General features: G+C 57.7%; 18 protein-coding genes. All 18 read right to left on the reverse strand.

Features of this window, described 5'->3' with window-relative positions; genetic code table 11:
* Window positions 1–142: 142 nt before the first annotated feature.
* The 18 genes from nagZ to rpmF all read right to left on the reverse strand — a co-directional run bounded on the left by nagZ (window position 143) and on the right by rpmF (window position 15,212).
* On the reverse strand, window positions 143–1,183 hold the full coding sequence (nagZ, locus tag FS690_RS04605) for a beta-N-acetylhexosaminidase (RefSeq protein WP_145339134.1): 1,041 nt from the start codon (window positions 1,181–1,183) through the stop codon (window positions 143–145).
* A 15-nt stretch (window positions 1,184–1,198) separates the two neighbouring features.
* Window positions 1,199–2,020 carry a thiamine kinase gene (thiK, locus tag FS690_RS04610; protein ID WP_039383868.1) on the reverse strand — a complete coding sequence of 274 codons (822 nt, stop codon included), beginning with the start codon at window positions 2,018–2,020 and terminating at the stop codon, window positions 1,199–1,201.
* Window positions 2,001–2,600 (reverse strand): penicillin-binding protein activator LpoB, encoded by a 600-nt coding sequence (gene lpoB / locus FS690_RS04615; protein WP_071668740.1) that lies wholly within the window; start codon window positions 2,598–2,600, stop codon window positions 2,001–2,003. Before lpoB ends, thiK begins: the two co-directional genes overlap by 20 nt.
* A gap of 11 nt (window positions 2,601–2,611) precedes the next feature.
* Entirely contained in the window at window positions 2,612–2,977 is a 366-nt protein-coding gene (locus FS690_RS04620; protein WP_145339135.1) for a YcfL family protein, read from the reverse strand.
* A gap of 17 nt (window positions 2,978–2,994) precedes the next feature.
* Entirely contained in the window at window positions 2,995–3,345 is a 351-nt protein-coding gene (hinT, locus tag FS690_RS04625; RefSeq protein ID WP_039383861.1) for a purine nucleoside phosphoramidase, read from the reverse strand.
* A 179-nt stretch (window positions 3,346–3,524) separates the two neighbouring features.
* The gene (gene ptsG / locus FS690_RS04630; RefSeq protein ID WP_039383858.1) at window positions 3,525–4,958 is read right to left on the reverse strand and encodes a PTS glucose transporter subunit IIBC; all 1,434 of its coding nucleotides are present in this window, start codon (window positions 4,956–4,958) and stop codon (window positions 3,525–3,527) included.
* Window positions 4,959–5,238: 280 nt separating this feature from the next.
* Window positions 5,239–6,030 (reverse strand): metal-dependent hydrolase, encoded by a 792-nt coding sequence (locus FS690_RS04635; protein ID WP_145339136.1) that lies wholly within the window; start codon window positions 6,028–6,030, stop codon window positions 5,239–5,241.
* 15 nt (window positions 6,031–6,045) lie between these two features.
* Complete coding sequence (gene holB / locus FS690_RS04640; RefSeq protein ID WP_108569250.1) at window positions 6,046–7,038, reverse strand: DNA polymerase III subunit delta'; 993 nt, start codon at window positions 7,036–7,038, stop codon at window positions 6,046–6,048.
* Window positions 7,035–7,670 carry a dTMP kinase gene (tmk, locus tag FS690_RS04645; RefSeq protein WP_145339137.1) on the reverse strand — a complete coding sequence of 212 codons (636 nt, stop codon included), beginning with the start codon at window positions 7,668–7,670 and terminating at the stop codon, window positions 7,035–7,037. The genes holB and tmk overlap by 4 nt, the downstream gene beginning before the upstream one ends.
* Window positions 7,660–8,679: an endolytic transglycosylase MltG gene (gene mltG / locus FS690_RS04650; RefSeq protein ID WP_145339138.1), complete on the reverse strand. Its 1,020-nt coding sequence runs from the start codon at window positions 8,677–8,679 to the stop codon at window positions 7,660–7,662. The genes tmk and mltG overlap by 11 nt, the downstream gene beginning before the upstream one ends.
* Window positions 8,676–9,488: an aminodeoxychorismate lyase gene (gene pabC / locus FS690_RS04655; protein ID WP_094111376.1), complete on the reverse strand. Its 813-nt coding sequence runs from the start codon at window positions 9,486–9,488 to the stop codon at window positions 8,676–8,678. The genes mltG and pabC overlap by 4 nt, the downstream gene beginning before the upstream one ends.
* A 115-nt stretch (window positions 9,489–9,603) precedes the next feature.
* Window positions 9,604–10,845: a beta-ketoacyl-ACP synthase II gene (gene fabF / locus FS690_RS04660; protein WP_039383844.1), complete on the reverse strand. Its 1,242-nt coding sequence runs from the start codon at window positions 10,843–10,845 to the stop codon at window positions 9,604–9,606.
* A gap of 84 nt (window positions 10,846–10,929) precedes the next feature.
* Window positions 10,930–11,166 (reverse strand): acyl carrier protein, encoded by a 237-nt coding sequence (gene acpP, locus FS690_RS04665; RefSeq protein WP_039383843.1) that lies wholly within the window; start codon window positions 11,164–11,166, stop codon window positions 10,930–10,932.
* A gap of 153 nt (window positions 11,167–11,319) precedes the next feature.
* Window positions 11,320–12,054 (reverse strand): 3-oxoacyl-ACP reductase FabG, encoded by a 735-nt coding sequence (fabG, locus tag FS690_RS04670; protein WP_039383840.1) that lies wholly within the window; start codon window positions 12,052–12,054, stop codon window positions 11,320–11,322.
* A 10-nt stretch (window positions 12,055–12,064) separates the two neighbouring features.
* Window positions 12,065–12,997 carry an ACP S-malonyltransferase gene (gene fabD, locus FS690_RS04675; protein WP_071668737.1) on the reverse strand — a complete coding sequence of 311 codons (933 nt, stop codon included), beginning with the start codon at window positions 12,995–12,997 and terminating at the stop codon, window positions 12,065–12,067.
* A 16-nt stretch (window positions 12,998–13,013) separates the two neighbouring features.
* Window positions 13,014–13,967: a beta-ketoacyl-ACP synthase III gene (locus FS690_RS04680; RefSeq protein ID WP_145339139.1), complete on the reverse strand. Its 954-nt coding sequence runs from the start codon at window positions 13,965–13,967 to the stop codon at window positions 13,014–13,016.
* Complete coding sequence (gene plsX, locus FS690_RS04685) at window positions 13,968–15,014, reverse strand: phosphate acyltransferase PlsX (protein WP_145339140.1); 1,047 nt, start codon at window positions 15,012–15,014, stop codon at window positions 13,968–13,970. It abuts the gene before it with no gap.
* 27 nt (window positions 15,015–15,041) lie between these two features.
* Window positions 15,042–15,212 carry a 50S ribosomal protein L32 gene (rpmF, locus tag FS690_RS04690; RefSeq protein ID WP_007885783.1) on the reverse strand — a complete coding sequence of 57 codons (171 nt, stop codon included), beginning with the start codon at window positions 15,210–15,212 and terminating at the stop codon, window positions 15,042–15,044.
* Window positions 15,213–15,215 lie beyond the last annotated feature (3 nt).

Consider the following 15,215-nt stretch of genomic DNA (forward strand, 5'->3'; position numbering starts at 1 on the left):
ATATCACGCCGGTCTAACCAGATCATAAGGAAATTGATGCAGATCAATCTTTCGCGGGGATTATCAGAATGTTACACGTTTTGTGAATAGCATCACACGACAAACGCCGCATTCCCCCAGGGAACGCGGCGCTTCGCAACGCTTACTGCTGTGCGTTATGCGCCAGCCAGCGCGCCTGCAGATCGCTGAGCTGACGCTGATTCTGCCGCCAGCGCGCGCTGCTCTGCAGCTCATCCAGCGTATGCTGCCCGCGATGCCAGAGCCGTGCAATACGTTCTGCCGGACCCGCCTGCAGATTATCCAGCACGCTAATGGCGCCCGCCCGCTGGTTGCAGACCAGAATCATATCGCAACCGGCATCCAGCGACTGCTGCGCCCGTTCGGCGTAGCTGCCCATCACGGCGGCGCCCTCCATTGAGAGATCGTCGGAGAAGATCACGCCGTCAAAGGCGAGCTCCTGACGCAGCACTTGCTGCAGCCAGTAAGGCGAGCCGCTGGCGGGCAGCGGATCGACCTGGGTGTAGATAACGTGGGCCGGCATCACCGCATCCAGCAGCTGTTCACTGATGAGCTGCTGAAAAATAGCCATATCGTGCTGGCGCAGCGTGGCGGCGTCGCGCGTATCACGCGGTGTCTCTTTATGCGAATCCGCGCTGACCACGCCGTGGCCGGGAAAATGTTTACCGGTGGTTTTCATACCGGCTTCGCGCATGCCGTTAATAAAGCGCCGCGCGATCTGCAGCGCAATGGCCGGATCGGCATGAAACGCCCGATCGCCGATTGCGGCGCTGATGTGGCCGATATCGAGCACCGGTGCAAAGCTGATATCGATATCGAGCCCGGTGATCTCCGCCGCCATCTGCCAGCCCGCCTGCTGCGCCAGCTCGCCTGCCGCATTCAAATCGTGCAGGGCAGCAAAAGACTGCATTGCCGGCAGCTGCGTGAAGCCTTCGCGGAAACGCTGCACGCGCCCGCCTTCCTGATCCACCGCCACCACCAGCCGGTTACGGGAAGCGGCGCGGATCTGACGCACCAGCTCGCGGAGCTGAGCAACGTCATGAAAGTTGCGCGTAAACAGAATAAGTCCGCCCACCAGCGGGTGCTGCAATATCTCGCGCTCTTCTGCGTCCAGCGTATAGCCCGCCACGTCCAGCATCAGCGGGCCGGGTGCATTGATTGTCATAGCTCAGTTCCTGAATTAAATATCCTGCCAGCTGGTCTGCGCCAGCTGCTGTAAAGTTGCCTCGCCGCTCTGCTCGGCGCGCAGCTGATACCAGCTCGCCATCAGCAGCTGCAGCCACGGCTGCCAGCGCGCGATCTGACGCGCCAGCACGGCCGCATCCATGTGCGTCCGTGCGGCATACTCTTCTGTCCACGCCGCTGCCTGCGCCGGCGCCCATGCACAGATGGCAGCCAGCTCCAGCGCCACGTCGCCATCGGCTGCATACTCCCAGTCAATCAGCCTCAGCCCGGCTGGCGTCGCGATCACATTGCCCGGATGGACATCCATATGCAGTGGCGCAAGGCGCAACGGGCGCGGTTCCCCCTGTCGCTGCAGCCGCTGCAGGCGCGCCAGCCAGCGCCAGTGCCGCTGGCGGCAGCGCTGCCAGTAGAGCTGCAACAGCGGCAGCAGCCGCAGGGGATAGCCGGTCAGCGGCTGCCGGTGCAGCGTGCTTACCAGCGCCACTATTGCGCTGCGCTGTGCGTCAAAGGCGGCAGGCGTCAGCGCCTCACCCGGCAGCCAGCGCTGCAGCAGCCACGGGGAGCGCCAGCTGAGCGGCTCCGGCCCCAGGCCGGCGTTACGCAGCTGGCGTAAAATACGGTATTCGCGCTGCCGGTTAACAAAAGGAATCGGCTGCAGAGGCGTGCGCCGGGCCAGCAGCGTCTCCTGCCCGCCCGCAATCTGAAAACTGTTGCCGCTCAGACCCGGCAGCGCGAAAAAATAGCCGGCGGCGGGTGCCGTCGGCCACTGTTGCTGCACCAGGTCAACCAGTGCGGGATCAGGGTTGTGTTGCACCATTACCTGACCAGATGATTTCGCCGGTCTGCACCAGCATCAGCTGCATCTGCAGCGTGGGTGACTTCACCTCGCCTTTCGCATTGCTGTAAAGCACATACTGCGCGTTTACGATGCGCGCCAGTCCAATCGCTTTGCTGCGCGAGTTCAGACTATCTTCCGGTGAGAGGCCCAGCGTCTGGCGAGCCTGATTCAGCTGATCATCAGATACCAGGGTAAACTTGCCGTTGTTCGCCAGCGCGCTCTGAATGGCACTGGTGGCTTTTTCGGTCTGCAGCGCGCCGTTGGTGCTGTTTTTAAGGCGATCGACCAGCAGCACGCTGCCCGGATTCACCCCGGCAGACTGCACCATATTGGCCACCAGCGGTGAGACGCTGGCGCTCCAGTTAATGGTCTTTAGCTTAGGCGGCTGCGGCACATTTTGTGGCGGCGGCACGGGTTGCGGCTCCGGCTGCGGTTCCGGCTGAACCGGGGTCGTCGGCTGCGTCGGTTCGACCGGCGCCGGCGTCTGCTGTTTTACCACACAGCCGGTAAGCATCAGCGCAAACAGTAGCGCGCCAGAACGTTGAACACTGCGGATCACGGGGTTACTCCTTAGAGATAAAGATAAAGCCGCACTTTGCTGGCGGTAAGATTGCCCATTTGCGAAGCCACCATCACGCTGCCGTGTGCGGGAACAGTTTGCGTCTGTGCCGGCTCCTGCGGCTCAATTTCCAGTCCCTTATCGTCATACCAGTAGAAACGATAATGAACCGTAACAGGCGCTTCACGCAGATTCTGCAGCGTGCTGGCCGCCTGCAGCTGACCGTCGCGGCTGGTAAGCTGTGGCTCGTCAGTAATAATCCCCGCTGACAGCACGGATGACTCCATCACCAGCGATTGCGAGGTATTAATCATCGGTTTATCACTACTGCAGCCTGCCAGAGTCAATAATAGCAGGCTGCTCAGCCATCGACGCATATCAGGTCCGCCTGAGGTTAATAAGCAAGCATCGGGCCCAGGGGTTCACCACCCACCAGGTGCATGTGTATATGATAGACCTCCTGACCGCCGTGGCGATTGCAGTTCATGATCAGGCGATAGCCATCTTCAGCAATGCCTTCATCGCGGGCAATTTTCGCCGCCACGGTGATCATCCGCCCGAGCGCATGTTCATGCGCAGGCTTAACGTCGTTCGTCGTGGGGATCAGGACATTAGGGATAATCAGCACATGAGTGGGCGCTTTGGGTGCAATATCACGAAAGGCGGTGACCAGTTCATCCTGGTAGATAATATCGGCCGGAATTTCACGGCGAATGATTTTACTGAAAATAGTCTCTTCAGCCATGGTGCGGTTCCTTTTTACCTGAGTCAGTCTGGCAGTATGCGCGAGAAAATCCGCTTCTTTCAACCTTCTCCCGGCTTTTCTTCACTGACTGGCTGCTTTTACAGCGTCGCGCAGACAAACAAAAACCCCCTCACGGGAGGGGGTTTTCAGTAACGGTGCACAATCTTACTGCAAAGGCGTTACATGCTGCGGATGTAATCATCCATTTCCGTTTTCAGATTATCTGATTTAGTGCCAAAGATAGCCTGTACACCGGAACCGGCAACCACAACGCCGCGGGCGCCCAGGTTTTTCAGCTCAGCCTGATCAACCTTTGCCACATCGGCCACGCTGACGCGCAGACGGGTAATACAGGCATCCAGATTGGTGATGTTCTCTTTGCCGCCAAAGGCGCTGACCAGCTTGCCCGCCATTTCACTGCCGGTGACGCTACTCTGCTCAATCGCGGTATCTTCACGACCTGGCGTTTTCAGATTCAGTTTTACAATCAGCACGCGGAAAACGGTGTAGTAAACCAGGCCGTAGATGATGCCAACAATCGGGAACAGCCAGATTTTGCTGCTGTTACCGCTCAGGACGATAAAATCGATCAGGCCGTGCGAGAAGCTGGTACCGTCACGCATACCCAGCAGGATACAGATAGGGAACGCCAGACCTGCCAGAATCGCGTGGATCACGTAGAGGATCGGTGCCACGAACATGAAAGAGAACTCAATCGGTTCGGTAATACCGGTCAGGAACGAGGTCAGCGCGGCAGAGATCATGATACCGCCAACTTTGGCACGGTTCTCAGGCTTCGCCGAATGCCAGATAGCAATAGCAGCAGCCGGCAGACCATACATTTTAAACAGGAAGCCGCCTGAGAGTTTACCGGCAGTCGGGTCTCCCGCCATGTAACGCGGGATATCGCCGTGGAATACCTGGCCGGCCGCATTGGTGAACTCACCAATCTGCATCTGGAAAGGAACGTTCCAGATATGATGCAGGCCGAAAGGCACCAGCGCACGCTCAATCACGCCGTAGATGCCAAAAGCGACAACCGGGTTCTGATACGCAGCCCACTGGGAGAAATCCTGAATTGCCGTACCCACCGGTGGCCAGATAAACGACAGCACAATACCGGTAAAGATAGCGGTCAGACCGGAAATAATCGGAACAAAGCGTTTACCGGCAAAGAAGCCGAGGTACTCCGGCAGCTTGATACGGTAAAAGCGGTTAAACATATAGGCAGCAATCGCACCGGCAATGATCCCGCCCAGTACGCCGGTGTCCGCCAGATGTTTCGCTTCAATCTCTGCGGCTGGCAGATGCAGTACCAGCGGCGCCACGACCGCCAGCGTTTTAACCATAATGCCGTAAGCGACAACCGCCGCCAGTGCTGACACGCCGTCGTTATTGGTAAAGCCCAGCGCCACACCGATCGCAAAAATCAGCGGCATATTGGCGAACACCGATCCGCCCGCCTCGGCCATGACGTGGGAGACCACGGCCGGCAGCCAGCTGAAGTTTGCAGAACCAACACCTAACAAAATACCGGCAATCGGCAGAACCGATACCGGCAACATCAGCGATTTACCTACTTTCTGCAGGTTCGCAAATGCGTTCTTGAACATAGAAGCTCCTGAGTATGAGTGCATAGTTGCGCGATGCGCGTGGCAGCGGGGGAGGTTCCGCAGCCGGGTGACGCTGAGCGTCTTTTGATTTATTACGAAGAGTAAAATAAATGGGGGCGCGTTACTTTGACGGCTATCACGTTTCCTCAATGAGAGCCGGCAGCTTTCAGCACTTTCTGACTGACCTGCCGGATAATAGCGCAATAAAACACTGCCTGCGTCGGGAATAACCTGACGCAGGCAGTCCATTACGGATTAATTACAGCGTTTGAAATAAAGCTCAGGCGCCCAGACGCGTCATAGGAATGTGAAACAGGCGTGAGAAATTCTCCGTAGTCGTCGCGGCCAGGGTCTCAATATCCATCCCTTTCAGCACCGCCATATAATCGGCCACGTCGCGGGTAAATGCAGGCTGGTTCTCTTTACCGCGATGCGGCACCGGCGCGAGATAGGGAGAATCTGTCTCTACCAGCATCCGATCCAGTGGCACAAAGCGCGCGGCATCGCGGATCTGCTCCGCATTACGGAACGTCAGAATACCGGAGAAGGAGATATAAAAGCCGAGATCCAGAAGCTTAGCTGCGGTTGCGCGATCTTCGGTAAAACAGTGCAGCACGCCGCCGCACTTTTCGACCTGCTCTTCACGCAGGATCGCCAGCGTATCGTCACGGGCGTCCCGGGTATGCACGATGATCGGCTTATTCAGCGCAATACCGGTGCGAATATGTTCGCGGAAAGCGGCCTGCTGCTGCGCTTTGGTCTCCTGCTGATAGAAGTAGTCGAGGCCGGTTTCACCCAGCGCTACCACCTGCTCTTCCGCTGCCAGGCGACGAAACTCCGCCACATCCCAGGGTTCATCCTGGTTCAGCGGGTGAACACCGCAGGCCAGCGCAATATTCTGTCGCTCGCCGACCAGCGCTTTGATGCGATAGTAGTCTGGCAGCGTGGTGGCAATTGCCAGCATAAATTTTACGTCGCGCGCGGCGGCTTTGGCGATAACGTCATCCAGGTCGCGGTGCTGGTTTTCATAGTCAAGGCCATCGAGGTGGCAATGGGAATCAACGATAAACATAATTTTCTCAGATAATTACGGGCTGATGACAGGCGGTGCCAGTAAACGGCTCCACGCCAGCAGCCGGTCGGTCAGAATAAGTTCGCGGTTAAGCGATGCAACGTGCAGCAGCTGCTCACGACAGGCTATCCACTGCTGCACACTGCTGTTCAGGGCGTTGCTGTTCAGCTGCCGGGCCAGCGCGGTCACAACATCAGGCCGATCGCCATTACTCAGCCACGCCGCAGCACCCTGCTGCATTTTCATGGCGTCCACCAGCAGCGAGATAAGCCAGCTGAGGCGATCGGCCACGTCATCACTGTTCAGCGCAGGCAGCAGCTGCAGAATGTCATCATTCAGCACCGCGATCAGCGTATCGCACAGTGCCTGACGGGTCTGCCAGCGCGCGGGCTGCAGCAGCGCCAGCGCTGCGGCGGGCGCACCGCTGCTCAGACGCAGCGCAGCGCGCAGCGCCGCTTCTGGCTGTGTTACTTCACGGCCCAGCCAGGCGAGGCTCTGCGACTCCTCCGGCGGAATTAGCGGCCAGCTGAGACAGCGGCTGCGCAGCGTAGCCAGCAACCGGGAGGACTCACGCACGCTGAGAAAGAACCAGCAGTTTGCGGGTGGCTCCTCCAGCGTTTTCAGCAGCGCATTGGCAGCCGCTTCCGTCAGCTGCGCGGCGTCCGGCAGCCAGACCACTTTCGCACCGCCCTGCTGCGCAAAATGATAGAGCTTTTCCGTGACGTCGCGCACAGCATCCACGCCCAGTGACGCCTTTCCTTTTTCTGCTTCCAGCCGATACCAGTCCGGATGCGTATGCGCCTGCATCAGTTCACAGCCGTGGCACGTGCCGCAGCTTTTAGCGCCTTCCCGCCGCTGACACATCAGCCAGCGGCTAACGCCCCACACCAGCGCGTCATCCCCCATACCTTCAGCTGCCTGCAGCAGCAGCGCATGATGCGCTGCGCCCTCCTGGTGACGGGCAATAATTTGCCGGTAGGGCTGGTTCAGCCAGGGATACCAGTTCATGGGCGCTGCCCGGCCAGCCAGCGATGCAGGGCCGCTTTAAGTGACGTTGTCACCTCATCGATAGCCTGCGTTGCATCAACAGTGACGATGCTGGCGTCCGCCTGCGCCAGCGCAAGGTAGCGCGCGCGGGTCCGCTCGAAAAAGCGCAGCGACTCCTGCTCAATGCGGTCCAGCGCGCCGCGCGCACGGGCGCGGTGCAAGCCGATTTCCGGCGTCACATCGAGATAAAGCGTGAGGTCGGGGCGAAAATCGCCCAGCACCGCATCGCGCAGCGTGGTCATCAGCGCGGCATCCATTTCACGGCCACCGCCCTGATAAGCCTGCGAGGAGAGATCGTGACGATCGCCCACTACCCACGCGCCGCGCGCCAGCGCCGGCTTGATCACGTTTTCTACCAGCTGCACCCGGGCGGCGTAGAGCATCAGCAGCTCCGCTTTGTCGGTAACCTGTTCACCTTCAATACCCTGCTTTACCAGCACCCGCAGCTGTTCCGCCAGCGGTGTGCCGCCCGGCTCACGGGTAAAGACGATGTCGTGGATACCGTGCTGCTGCAAAACTTCCACCACCGCCTCGCGCGCCGTGGTTTTGCCGGCGCCTTCCAGCCCCTCAATGACAATAAACTTACTCTTCATTTTTTTCCTTCAGCGCCTGACGATAAGCCTGTACCGCCCGGTTATGGCTGGCAAGGTTGGTGGTAAAGGTATGCCCGCCTTTGCCATCCGCAACAAAATAGAGATAGCTGCTCTTTTCCGGATGCGCAGCGGCTTCCAGCGAGGCGCGTCCGGGCATCGCAATCGGTCCCGGCGGCAGGCCGCTGATGCTGTAGGTATTATAGGCGGTCGGCGTGTCGAGATCGCTGCGCGTCAGCGTGCCGTTATAGCGCTCACCCATCCCGTAGATAACGGTGGGATCGGTCTGGAGCTTCATTCCGGTCCGCAGACGATTAATAAATACTGACGCTACCCGCGCGCGCTCCTCGCTTACGCCGGTCTCTTTCTCGATGATTGACGCCATCGTCACCAGATCCCGCGGCGCTTTGTAGGGCAGATTCGCCATGCGCGTCTGCCAGACCTCATCGACCAGCTTGTTCATGCGGAGATGCGCCCGCGTCAGCACCGCCACGTCCGTAGTATTGGCAGTATAGAGATAGGTGTCGGGATAGAAGCTGCCTTCAAGCTGCGCCGCGTCCAGCTTCAGCGCCGCTGCTACGCTGGCAAAGCTGTCGTCCGGCAGCGTATGCTTCAGATAAGGCGCTTTGCGCAGCTCGCTCAGCCACTCGCTGAGGCGTGAGCCCTCGATAAAACGAAGCGGAAACTGCGCCTCTTTACCGCTGGCCAGCAGCTGCAGCAGCTGACGTACGGTCATGCCCTGTTCCAGCCGGTAGGTACCCGCTTTAAACTCCGCCAGCTCCGGCTGCAGCCTGAGCAACGGCCCAAACCAGATAGTGTGCGGAATAATATGCTGGCTCTCCAGCTGCGCTTCCAGCACAACGCGTCCGCTACCCGCCGGCAGCGTATAGAGCGTTTCCTGGTGAATGGTCAGCGGCGTATCTGCCAGGCGCTCTGTCTGCCAGTAGCTAAACGCGGCAGCGGCGGCAGCGATAACTGCCGCGCCCGCAATAATTTTTTTGATTCGACTCATGTTACGTCCATTTTCTGGCAACAGGTAAAAAGTTGCTGGTACAGCGTGCGTTCACTGAAAATAATGTTATCGATTTGCCGCACCGGCAGCACCGGCATCAGTGCATTACAGATCACGACTTCATCAGCGCCAAGTACGCTTTCGCGCGGCGCGCTGATTTCCTGACAAGCCTGGCCGCTGGCCGCCAGCTGCGCCATCAGAAAACGTCGCATAATGCCGTTTACGCCCGCCTGGCCAAGGTGAGGCGTAAAAATCTGGTTGCCGCGGCGCCAGAAGAGATTGGCAGCGCAGCATTCTACCACGCATCCCGCGGTGTCCAGTACCAGCGCCTCATCAGCATCCGTCTCATCAAGGTGGTGGCGAATCATCACCTGCTCCAGCCGGTTGAGATGTTTGATGCCCGCCAGCAGCGGATTGCGCGCCAGCGGCACCGGGCTGGTAATCAGCCTCACCCCCTGCTGCTGCAGCGCGGCGTAATGGTGCGGCCAGGGGGAGAGCGAGAGGATGCGCACCGGGTCCTGACAGCCGCGCCGGCTGTAGCCGCGTCCGCCAGCTCCCGGCGTCAGGATGATCTTCATCACTGCCCGGTCGTGCCCCTGCGCAATGCAACGCATTTCATCTGCCAGCAGCGTCAGGTCGGGCAGCGGCAGCAGAAGCTGCCTGCACCCCTGCTCCAGGCGCTGCAGATGCGCCTCAGCCATCACGACGCTGCCGTTACGCACGGCGGCCGTGGTGAAACAGCCGTCGCCAAACTGGACAGCTCGATCGCTGGCCGGCAGCATTGTTTGCGGGATACCGTTAATCCACACCGCGCGCTCCTCAGGCAGTCAGCCCTGAAATGATCTCACCTGCCCGGACAGTTGTGCTGAAGAGCAGATCAGAAAAAAGGCCCGCATTGCGGGCCTCTGTTCGGCAGAATAGCGATTATACCTTGCGGAAGATCAGCGAGCCGTTGGTGCCGCCAAATCCAAAGGAGTTACATAGTGTATACTCCAGACCGCTAACCTGACGCGCCGTATGCGGCACAAAGTCCAGATCGCAACCCTCATCCGGATTATCCAGATTGATGGTTGGCGGTACAACCTGGTCGCGCAGCGCCAGAACCGAATAGATCGCTTCTACGGCACCGGCAGCACCCAGCAGGTGACCCGTCATCGATTTGGTCGAGCTGACCATAACGCTGTGCGCTGAGGCGCCAAATACGGATTTCACCGCCTGCGCTTCAGCTTTATCACCGGCTGGCGTAGAGGTGCCGTGCGCGTTAACATAGCCGATCTGAGCCGGGTCGAGTCGGGCATCACGCAGCGCGTTGACCATCGCTGCAGCGGCGCCTGAGCCATCTTCCGGCGGTGACGTCATGTGGTAAGCATCGCTGCTCATGCCAAAACCAACGATTTCAGCATAGATTTTCGCACCGCGCTTTTTGGCGTGCTCATACTCTTCCAGAACCACAATACCGGCGCCGTCACCCAGTACAAACCCGTCACGATCTTTATCCCACGGACGGCTGGCCGCCTGCGGATTGTCGTTTCGTGTTGAGAGCGCACGCGCCGCGCCAAAGCCGCCAACGCCCAGAGGCGTACTGGCTTTCTCTGCGCCACCCGCCAGCATCACATCAGCATCATCGTAAGCAATGATACGTGCAGCGTGGCCGATGTTATGTACGCCTGAGGTGCAGGCCGTTGCAATCGAAATACTCGGGCCTTTCAGGCCATACATAATAGTGAGATGACCGGCGACCATATTAACAATGGTAGAAGGTACGAAGAACGGGCTGATTTTGCGCGGGCCGCCTTTAACCAGCGAGCTGTGGTTCTCTTCGATCAGACCCAGTCCGCCAATACCTGAACCAATAGCCGCGCCGATACGTCCGGCATTCTCATCAGTTACGACCAGACCGGAGTCCGCCATAGCCTGAATGCCAGCCGCGATACCATACTGGATGAAATCGTCCATCTTGCGCTGATCTTTCCGCGAGATGTACTCATCACAATTAAAATCTTTCACCAGGCCCGCAAAACGCGTTGCATAAGCACTGGCATCAAAATGGTCGATCAGGGTAATGCCGCTCTGACCGGCAAGGAGAGCACTCCAGGTAGACTCTACGGTATTGCCGACAGGAGACAACATGCCAAGACCGGTCACAACTACACGACGCTTAGACACGTTCGTCCTCCAGGGAGGGAAAAATAACGCTATGTGGGGCAAACATAAAACTCAGGCGGTCATATGACCGCCTGAAGATATTCATTAGCCTTGATGGCTAGTGACGTAATCGATCGCTGCCTGAACGGTAGTGATTTTCTCAGCTTCTTCGTCTGGAATTTCAGTATCAAACTCTTCTTCCAGAGCCATTACCAGCTCAACGGTGTCAAGAGAATCTGCACCCAGGTCTTCAACGAAAGAAGCAGTGTTAACCACTTCGTCTTCTTTAACGCCCAGCTGCTCAGCTACGATTTTCTTAACGCGTTGTTCGATATCGCTCATACTATTTAATTTCCTATCAAAACTCGCTTTCGCGATGGTTTTCGTAGTGTATAAAATGGTGAAAAAGATGCAACAAAATCCCGGCTGGTCGAACCACGATTTTGCGCTATTCTGCGGTGTTTACCGCAAATAATGCAAATGATTTCGTGATTATCAGACCATGTACATGCCGCCATTGACGTGCAGCGTTTCACCTGTGATGTAGGCTGCTTCGTCAGAGGCTAAGAATGCAACAGCATTGGCAATTTCCTGCGGGTCGCCTAAACGGCCTGCAGGCACTTCTGCCAGAATGCCCGAGCGCTGATCTTCATTCAGTGCACGCGTCATGTCCGTCTCAATAAAGCCCGGAGCCACGACGTTTACGGTAATGCCACGTGACGCGACTTCACGCGCCAGTGATTTGCTAAAGCCAATTAAACCCGCCTTTGCTGCAGCGTAGTTAGCCTGGCCCGCGTTACCCATGGTCCCAACTACAGAACCGATGGTAATGATACGGCCCACACGTTTTTTCATCATGGCACGCATGACCGCCTTGGAGAGGCGGAAAACTGATGTCAGGTTGGTATTAAGAATATCATCCCACTCATCATCTTTCATGCGCATCAGCAGATTGTCACGCGTGATGCCTGCATTATTGACTAAAATATCCACTTCGCCAAATTCAGCGCGCACTTTTGCCAGCACGTCGTCGATAGAGGCTGCATCCGTCACATTCAGCGCCAGGCCTTTGCCGTTGTCGCCAAGATAGGCGCTGATGGCTTCAGCTCCGCTTTCGCTGGTTGCTGTGCCGATAACTTTTGCGCCGCGCGCCGCCAGTGTCTCTGCAATGGCCCGGCCAATACCGCGGCTTGCGCCCGTTACCAGCGCAACTTTACCTTCAAAATTCATGATTTTCCTCTTATTCCTGAGAGAGAGCCGCAGAAAGCGACGCAGGATCGTTCACGGCAGTAGCCGTCAGGTTATCAGCAATCCGTTTGGTCAGACCGGTCAGGACTTTGCCCGGACCCATCTCCAGCAGCTGAGTCACACCCTGTTCTGCAATAAATTGTACTGATTCGGTCCAGCGTACCGGGCTATAAAGCTGACGTACCAGCGCGTTGCGGATAGCCGCAGCATCGTTTTCGCATTTGACATCAACATTATTCACTACCGGCACATCTGGCGCATTAAAGGCGATCTCTTCAAGCGCAACAGCAAGCTTAACTGCAGCAGGCTTCATCAGCGCACAGTGCGATGGCACGCTGACCGGCAGTGGCAGCGCACGTTTCGCGCCGGCCGCTTTACAGGCAGCGCCAGCACGCTCAACGGCGTCTTTGTTACCGGCAATCACCACCTGGCCTGGCGAGTTGAAATTCACCGGCGAGACCACTTCACCCTGCGCACTCTCTTCACAGGCTTTACGAATCGCCTCATCATCGAGACCGATAATTGCCTGCATAGCTCCCGTCCCTTCCGGAACCGCCTCCTGCATCAGCTTGCCGCGCAGTTCTACCAGCTTAATGGCATCTGCAAACGCCAGCACGCCTGCGCAAACCAGCGCCGAGTACTCACCCAGGCTGTGGCCTGCCAGCAGCACCGGCTGAGCGCCCTGTTTCTGCTGCCAGACGCGATAGATAGCGACTGAAGCTGCCAGCAAAGCGGGCTGCGTCTGCCAGGTTTTGTTCAGCTCTTCAGCCGGCCCCTGCTGAACCAGCTGCCACAGATCGTAGCCCAGCGCATCAGACGCTTCGCGAAACGTCGCTTCAACCTGAGGGTTGTCAGCAGCGAGTTCAGCCAGCATGCCAACGGTCTGAGATCCCTGTCCCGGGAAAACAAAAGCTAATTGCGTCATCTGTCCTTCCTGTCAATCAAAAGCGTACCAGCGCAGAACCCCAGGTAAAACCACCACCAAAGGCTTCCAGCAAAATCAGTTGTCCCGGCCTGATGCGGCCATCACGCACTGCTTCATCCAGCGCGCTCGGCACCGAAGCCGCAGAGGTGTTTCCGTGACGATCGAGCGTGACCACAACTTTGTCCAGGCCCATGCCGAGTTTACGGGCAGTTGCGCTGATAATGCGCAGATTTGCCTGATGCGGCACCAGCCAGTCGAGCGCGCTGCGATCGAGATTATTCGCCTGCAGCGTCTCATCAACGATATGCGCCAGCTCGGTTACCGCAACTTTAAAGACTTCATTACCCGCCATGGTCAGGTAGGCAGGTTCATCCTGACGCGCGCGATCCTGATAAGGCAGGGTCAGCAGCTGGCCATAGCGGCCATCGGCATGCAGATGGGTCGAGAGGATACCCGGCTCGCTGCTCTGGCCCAGTACCACGGCGCCCGCGCCGTCGCCAAACAGAATAATTGTCCCGCGATCGCTGGGATCAAGCGTACGCGCCAGGACATCAGCACCAATCACCAGCGCGTGTTTAACCGCCCCGTTTTTAATATATTGATCGGCAACGCTCAGCGCATAGGTAAAGCCGGCACAGGCGGCGCCAAGATCGAAGGCTGCGCAGTCGTTTATCTCCAGCATCTGCTGAATCATGCATGCGGAGCTGGGGAACGCGTGGCTGGATGAAGTTGTGGCGACGATAATCAGACCAATGTCGCTGGCGGCAACGCCGGCCATTTCCAGCGCGCGCTGTGCGGCGTTAAAGCCCATGCTGGCAACCGTTTCATCCGGTGCAGCAATACGGCGCTCGCGAATGCCGGTACGGGTGACAATCCACTCGTCTGAGGTTTCCACCATTTTTTCCAGATCGGCATTGGTGCGGATCTGTTCAGGCAGATAGCTGCCTGTTCCGATAATTTTGGTATACATCTACGCTTTGTCACTCCTGGCTAATACAGCGTCAAGGCGCGCGGCAATTCTTTCGGGAACTTGCTTACGCACCGCCTGCTCTGCCTGTTCTATCGCCACAGCGAATGCCTGAATATTGGCCGCGCCGTGGCTTTTGATCACTGTTCCGCGCAATCCTAACAGACAAGCGCCGTTATACTGGTCGGGGTTTAGATGACCGAAACGCCTGATCATACGCTTTTTCAGCCAGCGTCCCAGCAGTTTCAGCCACCAGGTCCCTTTACCTTGATTACCTTCGCCTGACGATTTCAGCAGCGACAGAAACAGCCGCACCACACCTTCCATCGTTTTCAGCGTTACATTACCGGCAAAGCCATCGCACACCAGCACATCTGTTTTGCCGGTCAGCAGGTCGTTACCTTCAAGATAACCAATATAGTTGATCTGAGGGCTTGCCCGCAGAACCGCAGATGCGGCGCGAATCGACTCAAGCCCTTTGGTCTCTTCCTGACCAATATTGAGCAGCGCAACGCGCGGTTGCCGGATCTCCAGCACCTCTTCCGCCATGACAGCTCCCATGATGGCAAACTGCACCAGCATATCGCTGTCAGAGTCGACGTTAGCCCCCAGATCAAGAATGACCGTTTTGCCCTGCTGCTGATGGGGCAGAACGGTCATCAGTGCCGGACGTGCAATGCCGTCCAGCGGTTTTAACAGGAGTTTAGCCAGCCCCATCAGCGCACCGGTATTACCGGCACTGATACAGGCCTGCGCCTTACCGGCCACAACCAGATCCAGCGCCACGCGCATAGAACTGCCACGGCTCTGACGGATGGCCTGCGAAGGCTTCGCATCACTTGCAATAACCGATTCGGCAGGGATAACCTGCACACGCCTCAAAAGTGAGGAATCCGCTTTGGCAAGAAATGACGAGATTGTGTCGGGATCGCCGACCAGAAGAAGAACCAGCTGCGAATGAGAGGCCAGTGCCTGCAAGGCTGCAGGCACTGTCACGCAGGGACCGAAGTCCCCGCCCATGGCATCAACTGCCAGGGTCAAACGTGTCAAGGTATCGCCTTGCGTAACCGCAAAGAATTACTTGGTGATAACCTTGCGACCGCGGTAGTAACCATCCGCAGTGATATGGTGACGCAGATGAGTTTCGCCAGAAACTTTATCTACTGACAGAGCGGCAGTGGTCAGGGCATCGTGCGAACGACGCATGCCACGCTTGGAACGGGTTGGTTTATTCTGTTGTACGGCCATGGA

Origin of the sequence: Pantoea sp. PSNIH1 (genome assembly GCF_007680655.1) — a bacterium.
Classification (GTDB): Bacteria; Pseudomonadota; Gammaproteobacteria; order Enterobacterales; family Enterobacteriaceae; genus Pantoea; species Pantoea eucrina.

What these genes read in the sequence shown, in the direction of transcription:
- rpmF (WP_007885783.1), bottom strand. Translation starts at nt 15,212, where the DNA reads ATGGCCGTACAACAGAATAAACCAACCCGTTCCAAGCGTGGCATGCGT.
- mltG (WP_145339138.1), bottom strand. Translation starts at nt 8,679, where the DNA reads ATGAGTCGAATCAAAAAAATTATTGCGGGCGCGGCAGTTATCGCTGCC.
- nagZ (WP_145339134.1), bottom strand. Translation starts at nt 1,183, where the DNA reads ATGACAATCAATGCACCCGGCCCGCTGATGCTGGACGTGGCGGGCTAT.
- FS690_RS04680 (WP_145339139.1), bottom strand. Translation starts at nt 13,967, where the DNA reads ATGTATACCAAAATTATCGGAACAGGCAGCTATCTGCCTGAACAGATC.
- holB (WP_108569250.1), bottom strand. Translation starts at nt 7,038, where the DNA reads ATGAACTGGTATCCCTGGCTGAACCAGCCCTACCGGCAAATTATTGCC.
- tmk (WP_145339137.1), bottom strand. Translation starts at nt 7,670, where the DNA reads ATGAAGAGTAAGTTTATTGTCATTGAGGGGCTGGAAGGCGCCGGCAAA.
- thiK (WP_039383868.1), bottom strand. Translation starts at nt 2,020, where the DNA reads ATGGTGCAACACAACCCTGATCCCGCACTGGTTGACCTGGTGCAGCAA.
- FS690_RS04620 (WP_145339135.1), bottom strand. Translation starts at nt 2,977, where the DNA reads ATGCGTCGATGGCTGAGCAGCCTGCTATTATTGACTCTGGCAGGCTGC.
- fabG (WP_039383840.1), bottom strand. Translation starts at nt 12,054, where the DNA reads ATGAATTTTGAAGGTAAAGTTGCGCTGGTAACGGGCGCAAGCCGCGGT.
- hinT (WP_039383861.1), bottom strand. Translation starts at nt 3,345, where the DNA reads ATGGCTGAAGAGACTATTTTCAGTAAAATCATTCGCCGTGAAATTCCG.
- acpP (WP_039383843.1), bottom strand. Translation starts at nt 11,166, where the DNA reads ATGAGCGATATCGAACAACGCGTTAAGAAAATCGTAGCTGAGCAGCTG.
- fabD (WP_071668737.1), bottom strand. Translation starts at nt 12,997, where the DNA reads ATGACGCAATTAGCTTTTGTTTTCCCGGGACAGGGATCTCAGACCGTT.
- FS690_RS04635 (WP_145339136.1), bottom strand. Translation starts at nt 6,030, where the DNA reads ATGTTTATCGTTGATTCCCATTGCCACCTCGATGGCCTTGACTATGAA.
- ptsG (WP_039383858.1), bottom strand. Translation starts at nt 4,958, where the DNA reads ATGTTCAAGAACGCATTTGCGAACCTGCAGAAAGTAGGTAAATCGCTG.